This is a genomic window from Mycobacterium lentiflavum (genome assembly GCF_022374895.2).
GTDB classification, from domain to species: domain Bacteria; phylum Actinomycetota; class Actinomycetes; order Mycobacteriales; family Mycobacteriaceae; genus Mycobacterium; species Mycobacterium lentiflavum.
Genome location: NZ_CP092423.2, coordinates 4,000,677 through 4,023,577, shown reverse-complemented (window position 1 = coordinate 4,023,577; position 22,901 = coordinate 4,000,677). Strand labels below are relative to the sequence as shown.

The following is a 22,901-nucleotide window of genomic DNA, read 5'->3' as shown; positions in this document are numbered from 1 at the left end:
GATTTCGGTTAACGGGAGATGAGCAACGGCCATGGTTTAGACCTGTTCGTCGGCGATGTCTTCCAATGCAGCGAGCACCTCGTCGACGCCGATGTCGGCCATCCGTCGCTGATCGAGGTGCCGGTGTGGCCCGAATCTGAATCCCCATGTCGCCGATCGCGTCGGCCCGAACAGTCCAACGCCCGGAACCTGCGCCAGATCGGCGGCATGCAGCATGCAGGAGTCAATACCCAGGAAGAGATCCGCGTGGGCCACCATGCTCATGCTCAGATCGAGCGGAAGCCCGAGATGGGAGATGATGCGGTCGCGTTCGCGCCCGGCGTTGAGGTCCTCGTGTCCCATCCCGACGACCCAAGCCACGAAGTCGGGCCGCCGCGACAAGAACCGGTTCAGCAGATCGATGAATCGTGTAACGGGCCAACGTTTTTCCTTCCAATCGGTATCGGCGTGCACGGCCAACACCTTGGTCTCGGCCGGTACCGCGGCACGCATCGACCGGGCAGTCTCGGTTACCGACGGCGCGATGGCCACCGGCTGGGCGTAGTCCTCGATCCGCAGCGACGGGTCGAACAGCCGCGCCAACTTGAACAGCAGGTCGCAGGCGTGCCACGCCTGTTTGGGAATCGTGATGTCGTATTCGGCGTAGTCACCGGCGAAGCCGATCGTGGTGGTGGGGGCAACGCGGCGTTGCAGATCCCGAAACGTGTCCATGGGCAGGTTGGTGCTGACGGCGTTGATGAGCACGTCGACGGGGCCGAGCCGTGCGGCCAAGGCCGCAGAGTCGGGGGATCGAACGGGAAGCGCGGTCGGCCCCGTCTCCGGTACGCCGGTGACGTCGACGAGGCGGGGGCACACCTCGCCAAAACAGAGGTCGAAGGAGACCTTGGGAGAGAGCACCGTCAGCGGGGCGTCGAACATTGCGCTCAATGCGCGCACGGTCGGCAGCGTCATGACCGAGTCGCCGATGTTGGCGGTGAAATACAACGCGGGCCTGCGTGCCCGCAGCAGATGGGCCAGCGTGCCGGGTTCGACGTCTGCCCAATGCTCGTCGTCGTGAGGCGCACGTGCGCTCGGGCCACCACCCATGGCTACGGGCGCGGCGCGACTTCGACCCGGTGCAAGTCGTCGCCGAGCTCGATGCGCCCGCCGAATTCCTGGGCGGCCAGCGTCCGCCACTGTTCTTCTTGTCCCGGCAGCAGCGCCGGCACATAGTGCGTCATGACCAGCGTGCCGACCCCCGCGCGGGCTGCGGTGGCCGCGGCCTCTTCGACCGACGAGTGGTAGTCGCAGATGTCCTGCAGCCGCTGCTGCGGGATCTGGGTGACGATGTCCTTACGGATCACGGTGTGCACCAACGCGCCTGCCCCGGCCGCCAGCTCGTCCAGACTCGCACACGGCACCGTGTCCCCGGCCAGCACCACCGAGGCGCCATCGGCGTCGACCCGGAACCCGATGGTCGGCGCGACCGGCCGGTGGTCGGTGGGAGCCACTCGAATCGAGACGCCATCGCGGTCCCACACCGGGCCCTCGGTGTACTCGTGTACCTCGATCGCCGGCGGCGTGTTCAGGTCGTCGTGATGGGCGATCCGGTAACCGATGTCGTGGCCGAACGCCTTCAGCGTCGCCTCGACCGTCTCCGCGGTGCCGGGCGGCCCGATGATCGGGAACGGCGCCGGGTCGGGCGTGAACGTGGTGATCCACCGCGTGATCAGCAGGTCGCCGAGATCGCCGATGTGGTCGCTGTGCAGGTGGGTGAGCAGCAGGGCCGACAACCCCGCGGCGCCCACGCCGACGGCCGCCGCGCGCTGTAGGACGCCGCGCCCGCAATCCACCAGGAACACCTGTCCACCGGCCCGCACCAGCGTCGCCGGTCCCGCACGGTTCGGGTCGGGTATAGGACTGCCGGTGCCCAACAGGGTGATCTCGATCATGGCCCTCATCCTTCAAGACGCGTCGGCGGATTGTGGCCCATTCAGTTGAACAATGGGATCGGCCGTTGTCAGACACGCGTTTGCCCGCGGATCCGCGGGTTCGATCGCTGATCGGCGGCCGGTTTTCGCGTTGGCTTTCCCGCCGCGCGAGATAGCCGTAGCCTATGTGAAGCAGATCACAACCAGCTGGAGGCTTGATGCGGATAGCGGACGTTTTGCGGAACAAGGGCGCGGCGGTCACCACGATCAATCCCGACGCGACGGTTCGGGAATTGCTCGCCGGCCTCGCCGAGCAAAACATCGGCGCCATGGTGGTGGTCGGCGATGAGGGAGTGGTCGGCATCGTGTCCGAGCGCGACGTCGTGCGCCAACTGCACGCGCATGGCCCCAGCATGCTCACCCGCCCGATCTCCAAGATCATGACCGCGACCGTTGCGACGTGCACCAAGTCCGACACGGTCGACGAGGTCAGCGTGCTGATGACCAAGAACCGGGTGCGTCACGTGCCCGTGCTCGACGGCAAGAAGCTGATCGGCATCGTCAGCATCGGGGACGTCGTCAAGACGCGCATGGAAGAGCTCCAGGCCGAACAGCAGCAGCTGCAGTCCTACATCACCCAGGGCTGAGCGCGCGTCTCGCCGAGCGTGCTCTCAGTGCGAAAGTTCCGCCGATTCTTGGCGGTGGTTGCACGCTGGGCGGACCGGACTGATCAGCGCCAGGCGTAGTCGGTACGCAGGCGCGCGGCCACCACGTCGAAGACCTCGCGTTTCAGGATCGCGCCCTCACGGCGAATGCCCTCTTCGGGCACGTCGAGCACCCGATCCAGCCGCACCCAGCTCTCCCTGCCCTCGTAATCCCAGTCGCCGGCGCCGATCCCGACCCAATCCGGGTCGGAGGCACAGCGCGCCTGGCTGGACAGCATGAGTCCGAGCAGGACGCTGCGGTCGCGGCCGACGACGAGGACCGGGCGGTCCTTGCCTTGGGTGGGGTCGTCCTCGTAGGCCACCCACGTCCAGACGATCTCCCCGGGATCGGCTCGCCCGTCCAGGTCCGGGGCGTACACCACTTTGCGGGCCCGTTGCGCGGTCGGAAAGCTGTCGCTGGTCACCGGCCGGCCCGCGGTGATCGACGTCGCCTGCGAGTCGCCGCTGGAGGCCCGCGCGTTCGCGGTGGTTTTGACGACTTGCTCTATCTCGCGGTAGACCGCGTGCGCGGTCTGAACCTGCTGGATGAATCGCGGAACCCCGTAGACGACGACGTTCTGGGCAAACCGCTGGAAGGTCTTCCACTGCGATTTCCGGCTGGACGCCATAGTCGCAGCATAGTCGTCGGGGACGGGTGCGACTGTGTCCGAGTGTGTCCCGACCAGCTCGCATAGATACCCTGGACGTACCCGCGAACCGCCGGTCAACCAGCATCAACAGCACCCGCCAGGAGATCCCCATCAGCAGTTTCGCCGACCAGACCTTCACCGCGCCGGCGCAGATCAGGAACTTCTGCATCATCGCTCACATCGACCATGGCAAGTCCACCCTGGCCGACCGGATGCTTCAGCTCACCGGCGTCGTCGACGAGCGGTCCATGCGTGCGCAGTACCTGGACCGGATGGACATCGAGCGGGAACGCGGCATCACCATCAAGGCGCAGAACGTCCGGCTGCCCTGGAAGCTCGACGGCACCGACTACGTCCTGCACCTGATCGACACCCCGGGCCACGTCGACTTCACCTACGAGGTGTCCCGCGCGCTGGAGGCGTGCGAGGGCGCGGTGCTGTTGGTCGACGCGGCACAGGGCATCGAGGCCCAGACCCTGGCAAACCTCTACCTGGCGCTGGACCGCGACCTGCACATCATCCCGGTGCTCAACAAGATCGACCTCCCGGCCGCCGACCCGGACCGCTATGCCGGCGAGATCGCACACATCATCGGCTGCGAACCCGGCGACGTACTGCGGGTCTCCGGCAAGACCGGCGAGGGCGTGGCCGACTTGCTCGACCACCTGGTGCGCGAGGTGCCGCCGCCGCAGGGTGACGCCGACGCGCCGCTGCGCGCGATGATCTTCGACTCCGTCTACGACATTTACCGCGGCGTGGTCACCTACGTCCGCGTGGTGGACGGCAAGATCACGCCCCGCGAGCGCATCGCGATGATGTCCACCGGTGCCACCCACGAGCTGCTCGAGGTCGGCATCGTCTCGCCCGAACCCAAGCCCAGCGCGGGCCTGGGGGTCGGGGAGGTGGGCTACCTGATCACCGGCGTCAAGGACGTTCGCCAGTCGAAGGTCGGTGACACCGTGACGACGGCCCGCCACGGCGCCAAAGAAGCGCTCACCGGGTATCGCGAACCCAAGCCAATGGTCTACTCGGGGCTGTACCCGGTGGACGGGTCGGATTACCCGGATCTGCGCGATGCCCTGGAGAAGCTGCAACTCAACGACGCCGCCCTGACCTACGAACCGGAGACGTCGGTGGCACTGGGCTTCGGATTCCGTTGTGGCTTTTTGGGTTTGCTGCACATGGAGATCACCCGCGAACGCTTGGAGCGCGAGTTCGATTTGGATCTCATCTCGACGTCGCCCAACGTCGTGTACCGGGTGATCAAAGAGGATGACAGCGAGATCGTGGTGACCAACCCGTCGGACTGGCCCGAAGGAAAGGTCCGCGAGGTGTACGAGCCGGTGGTCAAGACCACCGTCATCGCGCCCAGCGAGTTCATCGGCACCATCATGGAGCTCTGCCAGTCGCGCCGCGGGGAGCTGGGCGGCATGGACTACCTGTCACCGGAGCGCGTCGAACTGCGTTACACGATGCCGTTGGGCGAGATCATCTTCGACTTCTTCGACTCGCTAAAGTCGCGCACCCGCGGCTACGCCAGCCTGGATTACGAAGAGGCCGGTGAGCAGGAGGCGTCGTTGGTCAAGGTCGACATCTTGCTGCAAGGCGAGGCGGTAGACGCGTTTTCCGCGATCGTGCACAAGGATTCGGCGTTCGCTTATGGAAACAAGATGACCACCAAGCTCAAAGAGCTGATTCCGCGCCAGCAGTTCGAGGTGCCGGTGCAGGCCGCCATCGGATCGAAAATCATTGCGCGCGAGAACATCCGCGCGATTCGCAAAGACGTGCTCTCCAAGTGCTATGGGGGAGACATCACCCGCAAGCGCAAACTTCTGGAAAAGCAGAAGGAAGGCAAGAAGCGGATGAAAACCATTGGGCGCGTGGATGTCCCGCAGGAGGCGTTTGTGGCGGCGCTGTCCACCGACGCCGCGGGGGACAAAGCCAAGAAATGAGCAGCCGGTGGTGCATCGTGGCGCCGCTGACAGCTGTCTTGCTGACCACCGGGTGTACTTCGGCGATCAGCCATGTCAACGCCCAGCAGAAATTAAGGTGATCGACACCGAGATGTCACGGGCGTCATCCGTCGTCGCCAGCTGACGCTCACCGAGTATCTAGACCGTCGCTCAGGCGGGCCGTTCCCGCTCTACGCGCCCCGCGTCATCGGCGTTCGAGAAGGTCGCCGACGGCCGGGGATTTGCTCAAGGGGTTCGCTGTGGCGACCACATGTCGTTCGAGATCGGTGAACTCCCGGCTGGCCGGGAGTTTTCCTGCCGCCTCTTGGGTATATGGGTGCGAGTTGAGGAAGTATCGACCACATCCTGGGGGACAGCATGACTGATGTTGAGGTTGAGGTTGAGGTTCGTTGCCTGCTGGACAAGGTGACACCGGCCGCCAAGCAAGCTCGAGACCTGGCCGGAAGGCACCCTGAAAGTGAGCATCTTTACGAGGCGTGGAAAAGCCTCGACGCATCGCATACTCTGCTGCACCGCTATCTGCGGCTCAAACGAGAAGCGCAAGAAGCTCGGGAAGCGCAACGATGAGGTACGGGATTCTGATCGGGATCGCCGCCTACATTGTGACAGTGGTCACCACGGAGCGGGGCTGGCGTTCCCTCACCACACTCCTCGGAGGCACCACCCGCACCGAACGCACTCAACGCGGCAAAGTCGAAGGATTACTCGACGAGCTGGAACAGGTCTCGTCCAGACTCCAACTCGAGGGTGATCTTGCGAAGAAGCAGGGCGTCGACCTCGCCCTCTTCCATGTCAGAAGCCGGTTAACCTGACGCGGATCTCGTTGTCGTGGCAACTGTTTCGAGTGCTCACCGAGAACGCAAGCCCTCGAGGCCGTTCTACACCTGTTTATTGGCGATCACGACGCCGGACACCGCGTCGATCGTGACCCGGTGCTCGACGATGTAGCTGTCCCAGGCCACGGCTTGCCACGCGGTGGTGCCGTTGCTGTCGCCCAGGCTCAGCTCGCTGATCGAGGCGCCCGCGATGGTTGCCAGAATTTTTTCCGCCGCGGCACGGTAATCCATCTTCGCGGCCTGCACCCGAGCGCGGGTTTGGGCTTTGTCGGAGTCGCTCTGGTTCGCCGGCGTCGGACCGACCATCAGGGTGACGCCGTCGTCGGACACATCCATCGATTGGTTCGTTCCGTCGTTCGTGGCCACCAAGACCCGCCACGATCCGGTCTCTTGGGATCTGATCAACGTCAGCGTGCCATTCGGAACCGCCGCCACCGCAACCGATCCCGCGTGCAGTAACGTCTGCGGGTCGGGCGGTGCGGCCGGACGCGTCCAGTTGGAGTGCGGCTTGCTGGTTGTCGCCGAGCTGGACGTCGCGGTCGAGTCGCCACTATCAGCGCCACACCCGGTCAGCCACGCGATCGTCGCGCACGCCAGGGCCACCGTCTTTATCGCCGCGCTCATCGCCCGCCCATCGTGTCGAGTGTATTACCTTGCTGAGTAATGACTTTCGCTACATGGGCGCGTTGGCGGGCTGGAACATCCCGGAGCCGTCGGACTCCTCCTCGGCGCGAATCACGTGTACGACCGCGTTGATCAGCGCCAGATGGGTGAACGCTTGTGGGAAGTTGCCCAGGTGCCGGCCGGTGCGCGGTTCGATCTCCTCGGCGTAGAGATGCAGCGAACTGGCGTAGGACAGCAGCCGCTCGCACAACCGCTTGGCCCTGGCCACCTCGCCGATCTCGACCAGTGCGGACACCAGCCAGAACGAGCAAATCGTGAACGTGCCTTCCTCTCCGGACAGCCCGTCGTCGGTCTGCTCGACCCGGTAGCGCAGCACCAGGCCTTCCTCGGTGAGTTCGTTGGCGATGGCCAGCACCGTGTTGCGTACCCGCGGGTCATCGGGCGGCAGGAATCGCGTCAGCACCACCAGCAGCAGCGAGGCATCCAGCGCGTCACTGCCGTAGCGCTGGGTGAACACACCGCGGGAGTCCACGCCGTTCTTGAGAATGTCGGCCTTGATCTCCTCGGCGATGACCCGCCACTGCTGGGCATAGCTCTTCTCGCCCTGCCGCTCGGCCAGTTTGGATCCGCGGTCGAGTGCCACCCAGCACATGACCTTCGACGACGTGAAGTGCTGCGGCTCCCCGCGCACTTCCCAGATGCCGCGATCGGGCTCGCGCCAGTGCGCGATCGCCTCTTCCACCTGCTTCTTGAGCACCGGCCACAACGTCTCGGGAACCTGTTCGCGTGACTTGGCGTGCAGATAGAACGAATCCAGTATCGAGCCCCAAATGTCGTGCTGGATCTGGTCATAGGCGCCGTTGCCGATCCGCACCGGCCGCGCGTGGTCGTAACCCGAAAGATGGTTCAGTTCCTCTTCGACCAGGCTGCGCTCGCCACCGACTCCGTACATCACCTGCAGCGGATGACGCTCGTTGTTGTTGGCGCCGGACACGTCGGCGATGAACGCGAAGAAGTCGTCGGCCTCACGATCCAGGCCCAGCGTGTACAGGCCCCACAACGCGAAGGTCGAGTCGCGGATCCACGCGTAGCGGTAGTCCCAGTTGCGCTCACCCTGCGGGGTCTCCGGCAGCGAAGTGGTGCTGGCGGCCAGCAGCGCGCCGGTGGGGGAGTAGGTCAAGCCCTTCAGAGTGAGCGCGCTGCGCTGCAGATAGGCCCGCCACGGATGGTCGGGGAAGTTGCCGATGTTGATCCACTGCCGCCAGCACTCGGTGGTCTGCCACATTTTGTCGGCGGCTTCTTCGAATGTCTGCGGCGCCGGGTGCTTGGTCCAGCTGAGGGCGACGAACACGTCGTCACCCTCCTTCATTCGGGTGCGTGCCCGCGCTTCGCGGCCCTCCAGCCCGATGTTCAGGTTGCTGGTCAGGCGCAGCTGCGGATGGTCGTCGGGTTGCTTGCTGGCGCGAGCGAGCGCCTCGCCGTAGGCGTGGGCGGAGTACTCCCACGCGGGGCCGATGCGGTGGTAGTCGAACGCCGGTTCGCAGCTCATCACTAACTCGACGGTGCCGCTGACGCAGCGCACCGTGCGCAGCAGGATGTGCTCGGCATCCCAGTCCATCGGCGTACGGCGGTGGGTCTTCGACCGGCGCTCGATGTCGTGCCAGGGACCCATCACCAGCGCGTCGCGCACGATCAGCCAGCCGGTATGGGTCTGCCACGTGGTCTCCATGATCAGGCTGCCGGGCAGGTACCGGCGGGCCGAGGGCACCGAGACGCCGTACGGGCCGAGCCGGAAATGGCCGGCGCTGCGGTCCAGGATCGCGCCGAACACGCTCGGCGAGTCCGGCCGGGGCACGCACAGCCACTCGACCGAACCGGCGGGGGAGATCAGGCACGTCGTTTCCCAGTCGGACAAGAAGGCGTAGTCGGCGATCGGCGGAAATGGGTTGCGCAGCGCGCTGCTGGAGGTGAACGGGGCCGAGGCGCTGAAGTCGAGCGGCGAGGCCAGCGCTGATTGGCGCGCGGACCCCAACGCCTGCTCGGGCTCCCCGTTGGCGGGCTGGTCGGCGGGTTCGGCGTGCATGACCATCTCGACATCATCATCTGTCGAACCGCTTGCCGTCCATTTTTTGTCCGGCGGCCGCGGTGCAGCCACGGTCGGCGGATTACCCGTTCGGCCGGGCAAATTTCGGTGCGTGCTCGGGCAGTGGACCGATCGCCACGAGGTAGGCAACGAATCGCCGCAACGACGGCAGCCGGCCGGCCAGTCGCACGCCCCGGGGGGCTTCGGCAGTGCTGCCGGCCACCACGTCGGCGACCACTTGGGCGTGGATCGTCCGTTGCACCGCCTGGATGATCGCCGTAGGTACCCAGCGGCGCACCTGCACCCGTAACAGCTCCAGGGTGGAAACCCGGCCGGCTCGCAGCGGATCGGCCAGCAGGCGCGCGGTGGCGACGGCGTCGGCGACGGCGAGGTTGATCCCGACGCCGCCGACCGGTGACATCGCATGTGCGGCGTCGCCGATGCACAGGGCGCCGTCGGTGTACCACCGGCGGAGCCGATTGAGTTGCACGTCAAGCAGTTTCACGTCATCGAACGACGTCAGCGTGCCGACTCGGTCGGCCAGCCAGGGCACCAGATCCACCAGCACCCGGTGTAACGCTTCGATGCCCTGGCGTCGTAGGTCGGCGTCGGCGCCCTTGGGAATGATGTAGGCGATCTGGTAGTAGTCGCCGCGGTCGATCATGATGATCCCGTGCCCGGCCACGAACGTGCCGGCAAGCCCGCTGCGGTCGTCGGCATGACGGGGCAACCGGAACCACCACACGTCCATCGGGGCGCCGAACCGCCGCGGTTGGAATCCGAGCGCGGAGCGGACCGTGGACCCGCGCCCGTCGCAGGCCACCGTCAGCACGGCGCGCATTTGCTTGCTGTCGCCGTTGGAGTCGCGATAGGTGACGCCGGTGACGCGGTTGCCGTCGCGCACCACCCCGGTCACTTCGGTGCTGCGCAGCAACCGGAAAGTGGGTTCCGCCTCGGCCGCGGTGGCCAACATCTCCAGGAAGTCCCACTGCGGCACCAGCGCGATGTGCTGGTGCGCACCCGGAAGCCGGGACAAGTCGAGGTTCAGCGGTTGGTCCTGCATCTGCAAGTGGATGGTGTCGATCAGGCGATGCGGAAGCTGGGTGAAGCGCGAACCCAAACCGAGTTCGTCGAGCAGGCGTAGCGTGCTTGCGTGCACGGTGTCGCCTCGGAAGTCGCGCAAGAAGTCGGCGTGTTTTTCCATCACCGTGACTCGTACACCGGCCCGCGCTAACAGCAGGCCGAGCACCATTCCGGCCGGACCGCCGCCGGCGATGACACAAGTGGTTTTCTCGGATGCGACCGGCACCCGCCGATCTTGCCACATTGGTGTTTCCACAGCTCGGACGCCTAGTGTGAGCCGGGTGAACGGGTTTCTCAACTGGTGGGACGGAAATGAGCTGTGGATTTCCGGACTTCCCTTCGTGCTGCAGGCCATGGTGGTGATGCCCGTCGTGCTGGCGGTCGCCTACATCGCGGCGGTGGCGCTGGACGCCGTGCTCAGCAAAGGCATCGAACTGATGCAGCGCGCGCGTCAGACCGACGGGACGCCCAGGTAACCGGCGATGCCTCGTTCTCACGTGACGTTGGTTCTCGTCACGCTCGTAGTACTGGTGATCGTCGCGTGGTGGGTGACGCACTGAGGCGGGCGCGCCGACTTGCCATGCCACCCGGTCCGGTGGCGGGTCGGCGAATTCCTGTTAGGCTTCGCGCCATGCACCTGACATCCGAAGCCCCGGAATGTGATGTCCTCGTGCACTGTTGTCGCTGACTACCACCCGTGCGCGGTTTGGTAGGGAGTTCGCGAATTCCCCTGACGTTTTGATTGCCTTTCCGCAGCAACGGACCGATATCCGTAAGCCCGCACCGAAAGGCCGTCAATGCTTATCGACAACGCCGGCGCACCGCGTTGGCGGTCTTTCGTCGCGCTCGCACTGATCGTCGGTGTCGTTGCGGCCTGTGGCGGCGGCCCCAGCGATGTAGTCGGCGGCAGCGGGCCCTCGGGCGCGCATACCACGATCACCCTGGTCGCCTACTCCGCTCCAGAACCCGGCTGGAGCAAGGTGATTCCCGCATTCAACAACTCCGAAGAGGGCAAGAGTGTGCAGGTGATCACCTCGTACGGCGCCTCCGGTGACCAGTCCCGTGGAGTTGCCGAAGGCAAGCCGGCCGACCTGGTGAACTTCTCGGTGGAGCCGGATGTGACCCGATTGGTCAAGGCGGGCAAGGTTTCCAAAGACTGGAACACCGACGCAACCAAGGGCATCCCGTTCGGCTCGGTGGTGACTTTCGTAGTGCGCAAGGGCAATCCGAAGAACATCAAAGATTGGGATGACCTGCTGCGGCCCGGCGTCGAGGTCATCACGCCCAGCCCGTTGAGTTCCGGCTCGGCCAAATGGAATCTGCTCGCCCCATATGCCGCTAAGAGTGAGGGCGGCCGCAATGGCCAAGCGGGAATCGACTTCATCAGCAACTTGGTGCGAGACCACGTGAAATTGCGGCCCGGGTCGGGACGAGAAGCCACCGACGTTTTCGTCCAGGGCAGCGGCGACGTGTTGATCAGTTACGAGAACGAGGCCATCGCCACTGAGCGACAAGGCAAGCCGGTCGAGCACATCACCCCACCGCAGACCTTCAAGATCGAAAACCCGCTGGCGCTGGTGATTACGAGCCCGCACCAAGACGTGGCCACCGCGTTCCGCAACTTTCAATACACGGCCGCGGCGCAGAAGTTGTGGGCGCAGGCCGGTTTTCGGCCCGTCGACCCGTCGGTCGCCGCCGAATTCGCCGACCAGTTCCCGTTGCCGCCGAAGCTTTGGACGATCGCTGACCTGGGCGGCTGGGCCACGGTCGATCCGCAGCTTTTCGACAAGAGCAACGGCAGCATTACCAAGATCTATACGAAGGCCACCGGATGACCGTGACGACAACCCCGGACCCAGAAGCGGTTCGGCCCGAGCCCGACGAACCCGGCGATCTACTGGTCGCGCGGTCTTTCGGGCGCCGCGGCACCTCGTCGCTGCGCGTCGGGGTGGCGACGCTGTGGCTCTCGGTGATCGTGCTGCTGCCGCTGGCTGCCATTGTGTGGCAGGCTGCCGGTGGCGGCTGGCGGGCGTTCGCGGAGGCCGTGACGTCGCATGCCGCGATCGACTCGTTTCGGGTGACGCTCACCATCTCCGTCGCCGTCACGGTGGTCAATCTGTTATTCGGCCTGCTGATCGCCTGGGTGTTGGTGCGTGACGACTTCCCCGGAAAGCGTCTCGTCGACGCGGTCATCGACCTGCCGTTCGCGTTGCCGACCATCGTGGCCAGCCTGGTCATGCTGGCTCTCTACGGGAAAAACAGCCCGGTCGGCCTGCATCTTCAGCACACCGCGTGGGGTGTGGCGGTGGCGCTGGCGTTCGTCACGCTGCCCTTCGTGGTGCGCGCCGTTCAACCGGTGCTACTGGAAATCGACCGGGAAACCGAGGAGGCCGCCGCCTCGCTGGGCGCCAGCGGCCCGAAGGTCTTCACGTCGGTCGTGTTGCCGTCGCTGCTGCCGTCATTGTTGTCCGGTGCCGGCCTGGCTTTTTCACGGGCCATCGGCGAATTCGGTTCGGTGGTACTGATCGGCGGCGCGGTGCCGGGCAAGACCGAAGTGTCGTCGCAGTGGATCCGCACGTTGATCGAGAACGACGACCGCACCGGAGCGGCAGCGATATCGATTGTGTTGCTTCTGCTTTCGTTTGTGGTGCTGTTCGCCCTACGCCTGGTCGGTGCGCGGGCGGCCCGGCACGAGGAGCGGGCGCAGTGACATCGTCTGGCTGGGTTCGTTACCTCACTCGGTATGTCGCGTTGGCCTACGTCGCGGTGCTGCTGATCATCCCGGTGTCGGTGATCTTGTGGCGGACGTTTGCCCCCGGGTTCGGTCAGTTCGTCGACTGGATCAGCACCCCGGCCGCGATATCGGCGCTGGACTTGTCGCTGCTGGTGGTGGCCATCGTGGTGCCACTAAACGTGTTCTTCGGAATTCCCACCGCACTTGTGTTGGCGCGCAACAGATTCCGCGGTAAGGGTGTGCTGCAGGCGGTTATCGACCTGCCGTTCGCCGTCTCGCCCGTCGTGGTGGGTGTCGCGTTGATCGTGCTGTGGGGTTCGGCCGGTGCGCTTGGCTTCGTGGAACGAGACCTGGGTTTCAAAATCATCTTCGGCCTGCCCGGCATCGTACTTGCCAGCATCTTCGTCACGCTGCCGTTCGTGGTGCGCGAGGTCGAGCCGGTGCTGCATGAGCTGGGAACCGACCAGGAGGAAGCCGCGGCCACCCTGGGTTCTGGCTGGTGGCAAACGTTTTGGCGGATCACGCTGCCGTCCATCCGGTGGGGCCTGACCTACGGCATCGTGCTGACCATCGCTCGCACTCTGGGCGAATACGGTGCGGTGACCATCGTGTCGTCCAATCTCCCGGGCAAGTCGCAGACACTGACGCTGCTGGTCTCGGATCGCTACAACCGCGGGGCCGAATACGGCGCCTATGCGTTGTCGACGTTGTTGATGGGCGTTGCCGTGGCCGTGCTCATCGTCCAGGTGATTCTCGATGCCCGCCGGGCACGAGCGGCGAGCTAGGCCTGACAAGGAGATTCGGACATGACCGACGCCAAAACCGGCGACCTCGCGATCACCGTGCGCGACGTCAATAAGCGCTATGGCGATTTCGTCGCATTGCAGCATGTGGACTTCGTGGTCCCCACCGGCTCGCTGACGGCCCTGCTCGGCCCCAGCGGTTCCGGCAAGTCGACCCTGCTGCGCACCATCGCCGGTCTCGACCAGCCCGACACCGGCACGATCACGATCAACGGCCGTGATGTCACCCGGGTGCCACCGCAGCGGCGCGGCATCGGATTCGTGTTCCAGCATTACGCCGCGTTCAAGCACATGACGGTGCGCGACAACGTCGCGTACGGATTGAAGATTCGCAAGCGGCCCAAAGCCGAAATCAAGGAGAAGGTCGACAACCTGCTGGAAGTCGTGGGGCTCAGCGGATTTCAGGGTCGTTACCCCAACCAGCTCTCCGGCGGTCAGCGACAGCGGATGGCGCTCGCACGCGCGTTGGCCGTCGACCCGCAGGTGCTGCTGCTCGACGAACCGTTCGGGGCGCTGGACGCCAAGGTTCGCGAGGATCTGCGGGCCTGGCTGCGCCGGCTGCATGACGAGGTCCACGTCACCACGGTGTTGGTCACTCACGACCAGGCCGAGGCGCTCGACGTCGCCGATCGGATCGCGGTGCTCAACAAGGGCCGTATTGAGCAGGTCGGGTCCCCGACCGAGGTTTACGACGCCCCGGCGAACGCGTTCGTCATGTCGTTCCTTGGTGCGGTCTCGACCCTGAACGGCAGTTTGGTTCGCCCGCATGACATTCGGGTCGGTCGCAATCCCGAGATGGCGATCGCCGGCGGTGACGGCACCGCCGAATCCATCGGAGTCGTCCGCGCTACCGTCGACCGCGTCGTGGCACTGGGATTCGAGGTGCGCGTCGAGTTGACCAGCGCGGCCACCGGCGGCAGTTTCACCGCGCAAATCACCCGGGGTGACGCCGAGGCGCTGGCCCTCAAGGACGGGGACACCGTCTATGTGCGCGCCACCCGCGTGCCGCCCGTCATCGCGGATGCCGTTCCGGCGGGCGAAGATCAGAGCACACTGACCTCGGCCTGACTACGGCCCCGCCGCCCAGTAGGGCGGTTGCTGGGTCACCCGCTCGATGTATTCGGTGACCGTCAGCTCGTCGGATTCGGCGGTGTCGTCGCCATGGGCAAAGGGGCACCTTCGCGGATCGGTTTCGATGATCCACACCGCTTCGAGTTCCACCTCGGGGACCGGGGCGCCCGGCGCCGGTGAAATCAGGTCCGCGGCGAATCCTTCGGCGCCCGGCCACGTCAGGCCGTCGCTGTAGATGACCTCGTTGTTCCGGTTCAGGGCGACGACGTGGAAGTGGGGCAGGCCGGCCAGATGCTCGGCAAGGCCGTGCGCGCCGCGATCGCCCATTGCGCCATGTTAGTGCGGCAGGTGACGTTGATGTACTGTCAGGCCGCGATCTGGGCGGCGGTCGCCGCAGCGAAGCGATCCAGCACCGTCTCGGCCACCAAGCGGTGGGCTCCCAGCGGGGCCGCCATCTCGATGCCGGTCTTGGTTGCGAATCTCTGCACCCGATCGGGGATCAGTCCCGGCGCCAGGAACCACGGCGCGACGACCACGCGCTGGGCGCCTTGGCGGCGCAACCTGCCCAGCGCTTCGGAGAGCGAACGTTCTTGTTGGGTGGCGAACGCGGTGGTTGCCCCCGCCCAACCCGTGTCCGCCAACAGCTTTGGTGCCACCCGGCCGGTGCGCGCGTTGACCGCCGGGTCCGATGTGCCGATCGCCACCACGAGGACACCGACGCTGTCATCGAGGCGCGAGACACCCAACTCCGTGACGCGCCGGCGCAGCACTGACACCAGCCGGTCGTCCTCGCCGAGCACCGATGCCTGACACACTTGTTGTGTCGTACCGCAATTGGCGATCTGGGCGGGGATGTCGACGCGGGCGTGGTAGGCGCTGGCCAACAGCAACGGGGTGACGACCCCCGGTCCATCCGCCGACGTGAGTACGTCGGCCAGGCTCGGTGAGCTGTGTTCCAGGAATGCCAGTCGCACATCCAGCTTCGGCCGCAATCGCACCAGCTGGTCGGCGACGGCCCGGGCATTGGCCCGCGACCGTGGATCCTTGCTCCCGTGTGCGGTCAGCACGAGCGTGGGGTTGATGGCGCCACTCCTCCTCATCGCTACGCTCTGCATCGTCGCCGGCGCGTCACGACGCGTGCAGTCCGCATTCGGTTTTGGCCTGCCCCTGCCAGCGTCCGCTGCGCGGGTCGGCGCCCTCGACGGGCTTGGCCGTGCAGGGAGCGCAGCCGATCGACGGATAGCCTTCGTAGACAAGCGGATTAACCAGCACATCGTGTTCTTCGATGTAGTTCTGCATGTCCTCGTCGGTCCAGGCCGCCAGCGGGTTGATCTTCACCAGCTTGAATGCCTCGTCGAAGCTGATCAGTGGCGCGTTCGCGCGCGTGGGTGCCTCGACCCGGCGCAGCCCGGTCACCCAGGCGGAGTAACCACGCAACGTTTTGCCCAGGGGGAGGACCTTGCGCAGCCGGCAGCACTCGCCGGGGTCCCGCGCGAATAGGTCCTTACCCTTCAGTTCGTCCTGCTCGGCCACCGTGTGCTCCGGCGTGACATTGAGAACCCGCACGTCATAGACGGATTCGATCGCATCACGGGTGCCGACGGTTTCGACGAAGTGATAGCCGGTGTCCAGGAACAGCACCGGCACGCCGGGGCGCACCTTGGACGCCAGATCCACCAGCACGGCGTCTTGCATATTGGAGGCGACGACGTAGTTGCAGGTCGCCCAGCCGCGCGGGCCGTTGATACCGCCGAAGTTCTCATCTGTCCAGCGCAACAGGTCGGTGGCGCTGGCGCCCTCGAGTTCGGCCGCGCCCCGGGCGGCCAGCTCACGCAGTGCGGCGTATTCCGGGTCGGTCGTTTCGGTGCTCATCGCAGATCGCCCTCCTCGGCGCGAAGTGCCCACTGCGCGAATCGCTCTCCCTCGCTGCGGTGCTTGACGAAGTTGCGCACCACCCGATCGATGTAGTCGCCCAGCTCGTCGCTGGTCACCTTGTGCTGGCGCAGCTTTCGACCGAATCCGCTGTCCAGCCCGAGGCTGCCGCCCAAATGTACCTGGAAGCCCTCGACCGAGTTTCCATCGCCGTCGTCGACCATCTGGCCCTTGAAGCCGATGTCGGCGACCTGAATTCGCGCACACGAGTTGGGGCAGCCGTTGATGTTGACGGTGATCGGCACGTCGAGTCGCGAGTTGATGTCATCGAGGCGCTTTTCCAGCTCTGGCACCAGAGTCTGTGCCTTGACCCGGGTTTCGGCGAAGGACAACTTGCAGAACTCAATCCCGGTGCAGGCCATCAGGTTCCGGCGCCAGTGCGATGGGTTCGCTTGCAGCCCAAGTGCCTCGAGGCCCGCGACGAACTCGTCGAGTTTGTCGTCGGGGATGTCGAGGATGACCAGCTTCTGGTAGGGGGTGAACCGGATCCGGTCCGAACCCGCCTGTTCGGCCAGGTCGGCCACCGCGGAAAGGATGGTGCCGGAAACCCGGCCCGCGATCGCGGCGACGCCGACCGCGTTGAGTCCGTTCTTGAGCCGCTGCACTCCGACGTGGTCGATCGGGTGTGTGACCGGCTCGGGGGCCGGGCCATCGATCAGCGGGCGCTTGAGGTACTCCTGCTCGAGAACTTCACGGAATTTTTCTACGCCCCAGTCCTTGAGTAGGAACTTCAGCCGCGCCTTGGCCCGCAACCGCCGGTACCCGTAGTCGCGGAACACCGAGGTGACCGCGGCCCAGACCTCCGGCACCTCGTCGAGCGGCACCCACGCGCCGAGGCGCTGGCCCAGCATCGGGTTGGTGGACAACCCGCCGCCGACCCACACGTCCAGACCGGGGCCGTGCTCCGGGTGGTTGACACCGATGAACGCGATGTCGTTGACCTCGTGCACCACGTCCTGCAAACCCGAGATCGCGGTCTTGTACTTGCGCGGTAGGTCGGCGAATTCGGGCTGGCCGATGTAGCGCTTGACGATCTCCTCGATCGCCCAGGTCGGGTCGAGCACCTCGTCGAGGGACTCACCGGCCAGCGGTGAGCCGAGGATCACGCGCGGGCAGTCGCCGCACGCCTCGGCGGTCTGCAATCCGACCTCGGCCAGCCGCCGCCAGATCTCGGGGACGTCCTCCACCTGGATCCAGTGGTATTGCACGTTCTCCCGGTCGGAGATGTCGGCGGTGTCGCGGGCGAACTTGGTGGAAATCTGGCCCAGCGTGCGCAATGCGCCGGCCGACAGGGCGCCGCCGTCGCAGCGCACCCGCATCATGAAGTACCGGGCCTCGAGCTTGTCCATGTTCTCGTCGCCGGTCCAACTGCCGTCGTAACCCTGCTCACGCTGGGTGTACAAACCCCACCAGCGCATCCGGCCACGAAGGTCGTTCTTCTCGATGCTGTCGAAGCCGTCCTTGGCATAGGTGTTCAAGATGCGGTCGCGCACTTCGAGCGGGGGGCCGGCCTGCTTGAACTCCTCGTTGGGGTTCAGCGGCTCGCGCTCTCCCAGTGCCCACTGGCCCTCACTGCGAGGCGCCTTGGCGGGACGGGCTGTGGTCATTCGAAGATCTCCTTCGCGGGCTGTGCAGGCGTGGAAGCGCGACTCACCGGTCCAATGACGGCGGCGCAGATCCGGCGCCAGCTGGACGTACAGGTGGGCGGGTCTACGACATCAAGCCGGACAGCTACCGCTGCAGACACGTTTGAGATCGATGTGCCGCCGAACCACCAGCGCGATGCGCTGGCTGGGCTGGGAGGCGGTCACGCGCCCATTCTGCCATGGATACCGGCGGCCAGCGCCACCAGGTCAAATTTGCCCTCACGGTGAGCAAAACTACCCGGCAATCCTGGGTAATCAAATAGACAAAACCGAGAAATCCCTGAGAGGCCAATGCACCCAGCGTCTGACGTGGTCAATCGGCCTCCGGCCGGGGTGAACAGCGCCGATCGCGTCCGCACGCGGTAGTGCAGAGCTGGCCGACGCCGCCGCGCCAGGGCGCCGGGTGAATTTGCTCACCCACGCGTTGCTCGAGCCGCCGGCCGGACCTGGCGAACGTGCAATCATTTGGCATGGCCCTTCGCGCGGCACCGGTCGAGCTACCCGGCATACAGCGGAGTCCTGGACGGTCGTTTGGGATGTACCTCCACGTCCCGTTCTGCATAACCCGGTGCGGGTATTGCGATTTCAACACCTACACGCCCGCCGAGCTGGGCGGCGTCAACCCGGACGCCTGGCTGCAGGCGCTGCGCAGCGAGTTGGCGCTGGCCGCCGCGCGGCTGGATGCACCGACGGTGAACACCGTGTTCGTCGGCGGCGGGACGCCATCCCTGCTGGGCCCTGCGCGCATCGTCGCGCTGCTCGACATGGTCCGCGAGCACTTCGTGCTGGCGCCGGATGCCGAGGTCACCACGGAGGCCAACCCGGAGTCGGCCTGGCCGGACTTCTTCGAGGCCGCCCGAGCGGCCGGGTACACCCGGGTGTCGCTCGGCATGCAGTCGGTGTCCCCTTTCGTGCTGGGCGTCCTCGACCGGATTCACACGCCGAACCGGTCGGCGGCCGCGGCCCGCGAGGCGCTGGAGGCCGGCTTCGAGCACGTCAGCCTTGACCTGATCTACGGCACGCCGGGGGAGACCGACGACGAGCTGTTGCGCTCGGTCGATACGGCGATCGCGACCGGCGTCGACCACGTGTCCGCGTATGCGCTGGTCGTCGAGAAAGGGACCGCGCTGGCGCGTCGGGTACGCAGCGGTGAGCTGGCCGCACCCGACGACGACGTGCTGGCCCACCGCTACGAGCTGCTCGACGAGCGGCTGTCCGCGGCCGGATTCGATTGGTACGAGGTGTCCAACTGGTCTCGGCCGGGCGGCGAGTGCCGGCACAACGTCAGCTACTGGGATGGTGGCCAGTGGTGGGGTGCGGGACCGGGTGCGCACGGGTACGTCGGCGCGACCCGCTGGTGGAACGTCAAGCACCCCAACGCATACGCGCAGCTACTGGCGGATTCCGCGCTACCCGTGGCGGGCTTCGAGCAATTGGACGCCGAGGCATCGCACACCGAGGACGTGCTATTGAAAACCCGGATGCGCCAAGGGCTTCCGCTGGACAGGCTGAACGCCGCCGAACGCGAACGAGCCGAAACCGTGGTCGCTGACGGCTTGTTGGTGGCCGACGGCGACCGGCTGGTCCTCACCCCGCGCGGCCGGCTATTGGCCGACGCGGTCGTGCGGACCCTGCTGGGGTGAGGGCGTCAAACGCCGAACCACCCTTCGACGACGCGGGCGATCTCGATGTAGAGCGGGATGCCGATCGTGACGTTATAGGAGAACGTCAGACCCAATGACGCGGCCAACGGCAGCGTCGGGCTCGCTTCGGGGATTGCCAATCGCTGGACCGCCGGCACCGCGATATAGGACGCCGCGCCGCACAAGACCGCGAACAGCACATAGGTGCCCGTCTTGAAGTCGGTGTGGGTCAGGCTCGCGTAGAAGCAGGCGACGATGATCCCCAGCGTGGCAAAGACATTCGGGGCCAGCACCGCGAAGAAGATGAAACCGGGTCCCGCCGTTCGCAGGTCCTTCAACTTGCGCGAGGCCGTCATGCCCATCTCGAGCAGGAACAGACACAGCACGCCCTGGAATGCCAGGACGAAGAACTTGTCGTCGTCCTGCACGACCTTTTGGCCCTGCAGACCACTGATCAGGCCGATCACAATCCCGCCGATCAGCAGCACCAGCCCGGGGTTGAGGAACACCTCCCGGAACAACTCGCGGGAGAAGATGGACGGCTTCTTCGTGGCGAGCTGCACGCCCGGGCTGACGTCGAGTTCGTCTGTGCGCTCGCCCTTTTCCAGCGAGAGCTCGAGTTCCTCCTCGATCGCACGCTCGGTCTCCAGGCTCTGGCCCTGCGGAGGCCGTGCCGCGGTGCCGGGCCCGACGCCGACCTTGACCGGCGCGTAGCCGGGCTCGTCGGCCATGTTGCCCGCCGCGTCCATTCCTTGGTGCCGCAGGTGAGCCACCAAGTAGAGCGCCACCAGGCAGCCGGGAATCTCCATGACGGCCAGCATCACCGGCATGTACGCATTGAAGGCGATGTTCACCGCGGCCAGGACCGCCACACACGTGGCGAACGTCCCGGCAGAGTCCGACCCGTAGTAGCCGGCGACCGTCGCACGGTCGATCCTGCGCAATTTGGTCAGCCAACCGAGCAGGTAATAAGCGACGATGCCGATCGCGAAGTTGAGTACGAAGCCCAGCACCATGAATCCGACGATCGCCCCAACGCTGGAGGCATTGACCTCGGCGAGTTCCTCACCACCGTGCCAGCCGATAGCCAGCAGCAGGTACATGGTGAGGCCTTGATAGATCACATAGGGGAACTCGAATCGCACCTTCAAGATCGGAATCAGGAATCCGAAGTAGAAGAAAAGCAGAAGCGGTTTGAACAGGTTATGCGTGAAGTTATGCCAGAACTCTTGCAGCATTGGTGCCTCTCTTTTTCCGTCCGGTGGTCCGGGGGAAGCACCGTCCGCAAGCGGGGGCTACCACGAACGTCCCGACGACCGTGGAAAATTTAGCTCTGCCGCTGCCAAACCGCCACTCGGATCTGACCCGAATTGTGCATGTCGTTCCAAGCCGCGCCGAAATGGCCGTGGATCCCAAAACCCGTGGTCACAGCGGTGCTGGTAGGACCGGGTAAGGTGGGATTAGCGTGAATCTGGTGTGAGTTCGCTGTGCATTTACTGTCAGGATTAGCGTGTCGCCGCTCAACCGGATATTAGCGAGGGCCGGACGCCGGCGCCCCGTTTGCGGTGGGTCACCGACAGCCATGCGGACGGCGAGTAATGCGTCGTAATTTCTTCGAATCCATCGACCCGGGAAACCGTAAGCACGCCTGTTTCCTGGTTAATTTCGAGCTCGTCGCCGTCCGATGCCTGGACTTCCTCGCCGTTCGCGAGCCTGATCACGAACATAATGTTCCTCTCAGTCGATGGGTTTTAATCGCGAGCGGGCATTTGCTGGGTGGTCCGCACCGGCCGGATTAAACCTTCGTTACGTTTTTCTGTCAGCGGCCGTAGGAAACGTCCGGCACGGGTGGTCCGGCACCGGAATTCGTGGGTGGTCCGAATCCTTCGAGGTAGAGGTTCACCGGACTACCCCCTTCTGGCCCCTGCCGGGCCCCTTCTCCGCGCCGGTCGGCCTGGCGAGCCCCCATGCAGTCCGCGTCGGAGCCAGTGATGGTACGGGGAACACAGCCATGGTAGCCCTTTCCTATGCGCTAGGCAGGTGAACCAGGGGCAAACGTTTAGGCCTCACGCTGGCTCCGGGAGGTCCGCTCAACGGATTCTCATGCCATGGCTTTCGCGGCGCCTGCCTGCGGAAACGGCGCGGCCGCAGAACTCGGGCGGCGGATCGCCCGGCTGGTCCGAAGAGGCGATGCCGGATTAATTCCAGGCGCGACCGATCCGGGTGGAGCGACCCGGCAGGTTCCAACTTTCTCAGTTGGCTTTGCGGCGGCGTGCCGACAACTCGTCGGGCGGCGCCTCGGTTCCGGCTTCCGGTGAGCGTTCGAGGTAGTCGGTCAGGATGCGGCCGGCCAATGACTCGATGTTCGATTCGATCGACGACGCGAGCGTTGCGGTGACGGTCGCCACCGCCTGAGTGCGGAACCGGACCAGCATCGTGATCAACTCGGCGATTTCGGCATCCGCGGGCAGCGCCTGGCCGGGTTTGATTTTGTCGATGACATGTTCGGCGCCCGCGCGCACCAACAGGTCGCTGATCTTGTCGATCTCGGGCACGATCTGCTCGTGCAGGTCGACGAGCTTCTCCAATTTGACGCCGTAGCCGCGGATCTCGTTGAACGCTTCAATCAGTTTGGGCCGGGTCACGGTGGCTTGCGGGCCGTCGACGCGGATCACCTGCAAGGCGACCAGCCGGTCGAAACCGGCCGGGTCGTCGACCAGCCGCTGGGCGTCGGCGACCGGCATGGTCTGCGGCTGCTCGGTGGTCCAGCTGCCCACGATGGCTGTCTCGAGGCCCAGCACGTCGCCGAGGCTTTTGCCTTCTTCCCAGGCGCCCAGCATTTCCCGCACATGGGCGATGTTGTAGCCGCGGTCGAGCATCGAGGTGATCAGCCGCAGCCGGGTGAGATGCGTGTCGTTGAACAAGGCGATGCGCCCCACCCGCAATGGCGGCGGCAGCAGCCCGCGATCCCGGTAGACCCGGATGTTGCGGGTGGTGGTGCCGGCCAGTCGGGCCAGGTCGTCGATCCGGTACTCCCCGGACCCCGCGTCGCCGTTCGGGTGACGCGCAGCCGCGTCGAACAGCTGCGACACCGCGGTCTCGATGAAGTCCCGCGATTGGCGCCGAACGCGTTTGGGCGCCCGTCGCACGTTGTACAGGACGCTGGCGATCGTGCCGGGTTCCGGTTTCTGTGCCATCTCAATGCGTCA

General features: G+C 65.5%; 22 protein-coding genes and 1 pseudogene. 10 read left to right on the top strand and 13 right to left on the bottom strand.

Annotation, left to right across the window (positions count from 1 at the left end; all coding sequences use genetic code 11):
- Positions 1–36: 36 nt before the first annotated feature.
- Together MJO58_RS18775 and MJO58_RS18770 are read right to left on the bottom strand one after the other, a co-directional pair.
- Positions 37–1,086 (bottom strand): glycosyltransferase family 9 protein, encoded by a 1,050-nt coding sequence (locus MJO58_RS18775; protein ID WP_239720466.1) that lies wholly within the window; start codon positions 1,084–1,086, stop codon positions 37–39.
- 2 nt (positions 1,087–1,088) lie between these two features.
- Positions 1,089–1,931 carry a ribonuclease Z gene (locus MJO58_RS18770; protein ID WP_090604006.1) on the bottom strand — a complete coding sequence of 281 codons (843 nt, stop codon included), beginning with the start codon at positions 1,929–1,931 and terminating at the stop codon, positions 1,089–1,091.
- A gap of 197 nt (positions 1,932–2,128) precedes the next feature.
- On the opposite strand from MJO58_RS18770, the gene MJO58_RS18765 reads away from it, so the two are divergent.
- Complete coding sequence (locus MJO58_RS18765; RefSeq protein WP_239720463.1) at positions 2,129–2,557, top strand: CBS domain-containing protein; 429 nt, start codon at positions 2,129–2,131, stop codon at positions 2,555–2,557.
- Positions 2,558–2,640: 83 nt separating this feature from the next.
- Here MJO58_RS18765 and MJO58_RS18760 read toward each other — a convergent pair whose 3' ends face one another.
- Positions 2,641–3,243: a type II toxin-antitoxin system PemK/MazF family toxin gene (locus tag MJO58_RS18760; RefSeq protein WP_090603999.1), complete on the bottom strand. Its 603-nt coding sequence runs from the start codon at positions 3,241–3,243 to the stop codon at positions 2,641–2,643.
- 62 nt (positions 3,244–3,305) lie between these two features.
- Here MJO58_RS18760 and lepA point away from each other — a divergent pair, with 62 nt between their 5' ends.
- The 3 genes from lepA to MJO58_RS18745 all read left to right on the top strand — a co-directional run bounded on the left by lepA (position 3,306) and on the right by MJO58_RS18745 (position 6,049).
- A complete protein-coding gene (lepA, locus tag MJO58_RS18755) occupies positions 3,306–5,216 on the top strand; it encodes a translation elongation factor 4 (protein WP_239723344.1) in 1,911 nt (636 codons plus the stop codon).
- A gap of 378 nt (positions 5,217–5,594) precedes the next feature.
- The gene (locus MJO58_RS18750; RefSeq protein WP_239720461.1) at positions 5,595–5,804 is read left to right on the top strand and encodes a hypothetical protein; all 210 of its coding nucleotides are present in this window, start codon (positions 5,595–5,597) and stop codon (positions 5,802–5,804) included.
- Positions 5,801–6,049 carry a hypothetical protein gene (locus tag MJO58_RS18745; RefSeq protein ID WP_090603997.1) on the top strand — a complete coding sequence of 83 codons (249 nt, stop codon included), beginning with the start codon at positions 5,801–5,803 and terminating at the stop codon, positions 6,047–6,049. The genes MJO58_RS18750 and MJO58_RS18745 overlap by 4 nt, the downstream gene beginning before the upstream one ends.
- A 66-nt stretch (positions 6,050–6,115) precedes the next feature.
- On the opposite strand, the gene MJO58_RS18740 is transcribed toward MJO58_RS18745, so the two are convergent.
- The 3 genes and pseudogenes from MJO58_RS18740 to MJO58_RS18730 all read right to left on the bottom strand — a co-directional run bounded on the left by MJO58_RS18740 (position 6,116) and on the right by MJO58_RS18730 (position 10,107).
- Entirely contained in the window at positions 6,116–6,697 is a 582-nt protein-coding gene (locus tag MJO58_RS18740; protein WP_239720458.1) for a hypothetical protein, read from the bottom strand.
- 49 nt (positions 6,698–6,746) lie between these two features.
- Positions 6,747–8,657, bottom strand: a pseudogene (locus MJO58_RS18735) (glycoside hydrolase family 15 protein); the annotation flags it as partial.
- A gap of 205 nt (positions 8,658–8,862) precedes the next feature.
- Entirely contained in the window at positions 8,863–10,107 is a 1,245-nt protein-coding gene (locus MJO58_RS18730; RefSeq protein WP_434086250.1) for an FAD-dependent oxidoreductase, read from the bottom strand.
- Positions 10,108–10,144: 37 nt separating this feature from the next.
- Between MJO58_RS18730 and MJO58_RS18725 the strand changes: the two genes are divergently transcribed.
- From MJO58_RS18725 to MJO58_RS18705, 5 genes are all read left to right on the top strand, one after another.
- Positions 10,145–10,339, top strand: a complete 195-nt coding sequence (locus MJO58_RS18725) for a hypothetical protein (RefSeq protein WP_090603986.1) — start codon at positions 10,145–10,147, stop codon at positions 10,337–10,339.
- 321 nt (positions 10,340–10,660) lie between these two features.
- Positions 10,661–11,698, top strand: a complete 1,038-nt coding sequence (locus MJO58_RS18720; RefSeq protein WP_239720454.1) for a sulfate ABC transporter substrate-binding protein — start codon at positions 10,661–10,663, stop codon at positions 11,696–11,698.
- Positions 11,695–12,573, top strand: a complete 879-nt coding sequence (gene cysT / locus MJO58_RS18715) for a sulfate ABC transporter permease subunit CysT (protein WP_239720452.1) — start codon at positions 11,695–11,697, stop codon at positions 12,571–12,573. The genes MJO58_RS18720 and cysT overlap by 4 nt, the downstream gene beginning before the upstream one ends.
- On the top strand, positions 12,570–13,382 hold the full coding sequence (gene cysW, locus MJO58_RS18710; protein ID WP_090603980.1) for a sulfate ABC transporter permease subunit CysW: 813 nt from the start codon (positions 12,570–12,572) through the stop codon (positions 13,380–13,382). Before cysT ends, cysW begins: the two co-directional genes overlap by 4 nt.
- A gap of 21 nt (positions 13,383–13,403) precedes the next feature.
- A complete protein-coding gene (locus MJO58_RS18705) occupies positions 13,404–14,468 on the top strand; it encodes a sulfate/molybdate ABC transporter ATP-binding protein (RefSeq protein WP_090603978.1) in 1,065 nt (354 codons plus the stop codon).
- Here the strand turns inward: MJO58_RS18705 and MJO58_RS18700 are convergent, their stop codons facing one another.
- From MJO58_RS18700 to MJO58_RS18685, 4 genes are read right to left on the bottom strand one after another with little or no spacing between them, the layout of a single operon-like run.
- Positions 14,469–14,798, bottom strand: a complete 330-nt coding sequence (locus MJO58_RS18700) for a hypothetical protein (protein ID WP_090603970.1) — start codon at positions 14,796–14,798, stop codon at positions 14,469–14,471.
- Between the two features lie 38 nt (positions 14,799–14,836).
- Positions 14,837–15,586, bottom strand: a complete 750-nt coding sequence (locus MJO58_RS18695; RefSeq protein ID WP_434086248.1) for a sirohydrochlorin chelatase — start codon at positions 15,584–15,586, stop codon at positions 14,837–14,839.
- A gap of 13 nt (positions 15,587–15,599) precedes the next feature.
- Positions 15,600–16,343: a phosphoadenylyl-sulfate reductase gene (locus MJO58_RS18690; protein ID WP_090603968.1), complete on the bottom strand. Its 744-nt coding sequence runs from the start codon at positions 16,341–16,343 to the stop codon at positions 15,600–15,602.
- Entirely contained in the window at positions 16,340–18,010 is a 1,671-nt protein-coding gene (locus tag MJO58_RS18685) for a nitrite/sulfite reductase (RefSeq protein ID WP_239720448.1), read from the bottom strand. Before MJO58_RS18685 ends, MJO58_RS18690 begins: the two co-directional genes overlap by 4 nt.
- A gap of 509 nt (positions 18,011–18,519) precedes the next feature.
- On the opposite strand from MJO58_RS18685, the gene hemW reads away from it, so the two are divergent.
- Complete coding sequence (gene hemW, locus MJO58_RS18680; protein ID WP_090603966.1) at positions 18,520–19,692, top strand: radical SAM family heme chaperone HemW; 1,173 nt, start codon at positions 18,520–18,522, stop codon at positions 19,690–19,692.
- Between the two features lie 5 nt (positions 19,693–19,697).
- Here hemW and MJO58_RS18675 read toward each other — a convergent pair whose 3' ends face one another.
- From MJO58_RS18675 to MJO58_RS18665, 3 genes are all read right to left on the bottom strand, one after another.
- Positions 19,698–20,930, bottom strand: coding sequence for a sodium-dependent bicarbonate transport family permease (locus MJO58_RS18675; protein ID WP_090603965.1), 1,233 nt, complete (start codon positions 20,928–20,930; stop codon positions 19,698–19,700).
- A gap of 282 nt (positions 20,931–21,212) precedes the next feature.
- Positions 21,213–21,419, bottom strand: coding sequence for a hypothetical protein (locus tag MJO58_RS18670; RefSeq protein WP_036470305.1), 207 nt, complete (start codon positions 21,417–21,419; stop codon positions 21,213–21,215).
- 525 nt (positions 21,420–21,944) lie between these two features.
- Complete coding sequence (locus MJO58_RS18665) at positions 21,945–22,889, bottom strand: MerR family transcriptional regulator (protein ID WP_090603964.1); 945 nt, start codon at positions 22,887–22,889, stop codon at positions 21,945–21,947.
- Between the last annotated feature and the right edge of the window lie 12 nt (positions 22,890–22,901).

Excerpts from the sequence above, each read along its gene's own strand:
- MJO58_RS18750 (WP_239720461.1), top strand. The coding sequence starts at position 5,595 with ATGACTGATGTTGAGGTTGAGGTTGAGGTTCGTTGCCTGCTGGACAAG.
- MJO58_RS18695 (WP_434086248.1), bottom strand. The coding sequence starts at position 15,586 with ATGCAGAGCGTAGCGATGAGGAGGAGTGGCGCCATCAACCCCACGCTC.
- MJO58_RS18745 (WP_090603997.1), top strand. The coding sequence starts at position 5,801 with ATGAGGTACGGGATTCTGATCGGGATCGCCGCCTACATTGTGACAGTG.
- MJO58_RS18770 (WP_090604006.1), bottom strand. The coding sequence starts at position 1,931 with ATGATCGAGATCACCCTGTTGGGCACCGGCAGTCCTATACCCGACCCG.
- MJO58_RS18775 (WP_239720466.1), bottom strand. The coding sequence starts at position 1,086 with ATGGGTGGTGGCCCGAGCGCACGTGCGCCTCACGACGACGAGCATTGG.
- MJO58_RS18690 (WP_090603968.1), bottom strand. The coding sequence starts at position 16,343 with ATGAGCACCGAAACGACCGACCCGGAATACGCCGCACTGCGTGAGCTG.
- hemW (WP_090603966.1), top strand. The coding sequence starts at position 18,520 with ATGGCCCTTCGCGCGGCACCGGTCGAGCTACCCGGCATACAGCGGAGT.
- MJO58_RS18665 (WP_090603964.1), bottom strand. The coding sequence starts at position 22,889 with ATGGCACAGAAACCGGAACCCGGCACGATCGCCAGCGTCCTGTACAAC.
- MJO58_RS18685 (WP_239720448.1), bottom strand. The coding sequence starts at position 18,010 with ATGACCACAGCCCGTCCCGCCAAGGCGCCTCGCAGTGAGGGCCAGTGG.
- MJO58_RS18675 (WP_090603965.1), bottom strand. The coding sequence starts at position 20,930 with ATGCTGCAAGAGTTCTGGCATAACTTCACGCATAACCTGTTCAAACCG.
- MJO58_RS18765 (WP_239720463.1), top strand. The coding sequence starts at position 2,129 with ATGCGGATAGCGGACGTTTTGCGGAACAAGGGCGCGGCGGTCACCACG.
- MJO58_RS18740 (WP_239720458.1), bottom strand. The coding sequence starts at position 6,697 with ATGAGCGCGGCGATAAAGACGGTGGCCCTGGCGTGCGCGACGATCGCG.
- MJO58_RS18705 (WP_090603978.1), top strand. The coding sequence starts at position 13,404 with ATGACCGACGCCAAAACCGGCGACCTCGCGATCACCGTGCGCGACGTC.
- MJO58_RS18700 (WP_090603970.1), bottom strand. The coding sequence starts at position 14,798 with ATGGGCGATCGCGGCGCGCACGGCCTTGCCGAGCATCTGGCCGGCCTG.
- MJO58_RS18730 (WP_434086250.1), bottom strand. The coding sequence starts at position 10,107 with ATGTGGCAAGATCGGCGGGTGCCGGTCGCATCCGAGAAAACCACTTGT.
- cysT (WP_239720452.1), top strand. The coding sequence starts at position 11,695 with ATGACCGTGACGACAACCCCGGACCCAGAAGCGGTTCGGCCCGAGCCC.
- MJO58_RS18670 (WP_036470305.1), bottom strand. The coding sequence starts at position 21,419 with ATGTTCGTGATCAGGCTCGCGAACGGCGAGGAAGTCCAGGCATCGGAC.
- MJO58_RS18760 (WP_090603999.1), bottom strand. The coding sequence starts at position 3,243 with ATGGCGTCCAGCCGGAAATCGCAGTGGAAGACCTTCCAGCGGTTTGCC.
- MJO58_RS18720 (WP_239720454.1), top strand. The coding sequence starts at position 10,661 with ATGCTTATCGACAACGCCGGCGCACCGCGTTGGCGGTCTTTCGTCGCG.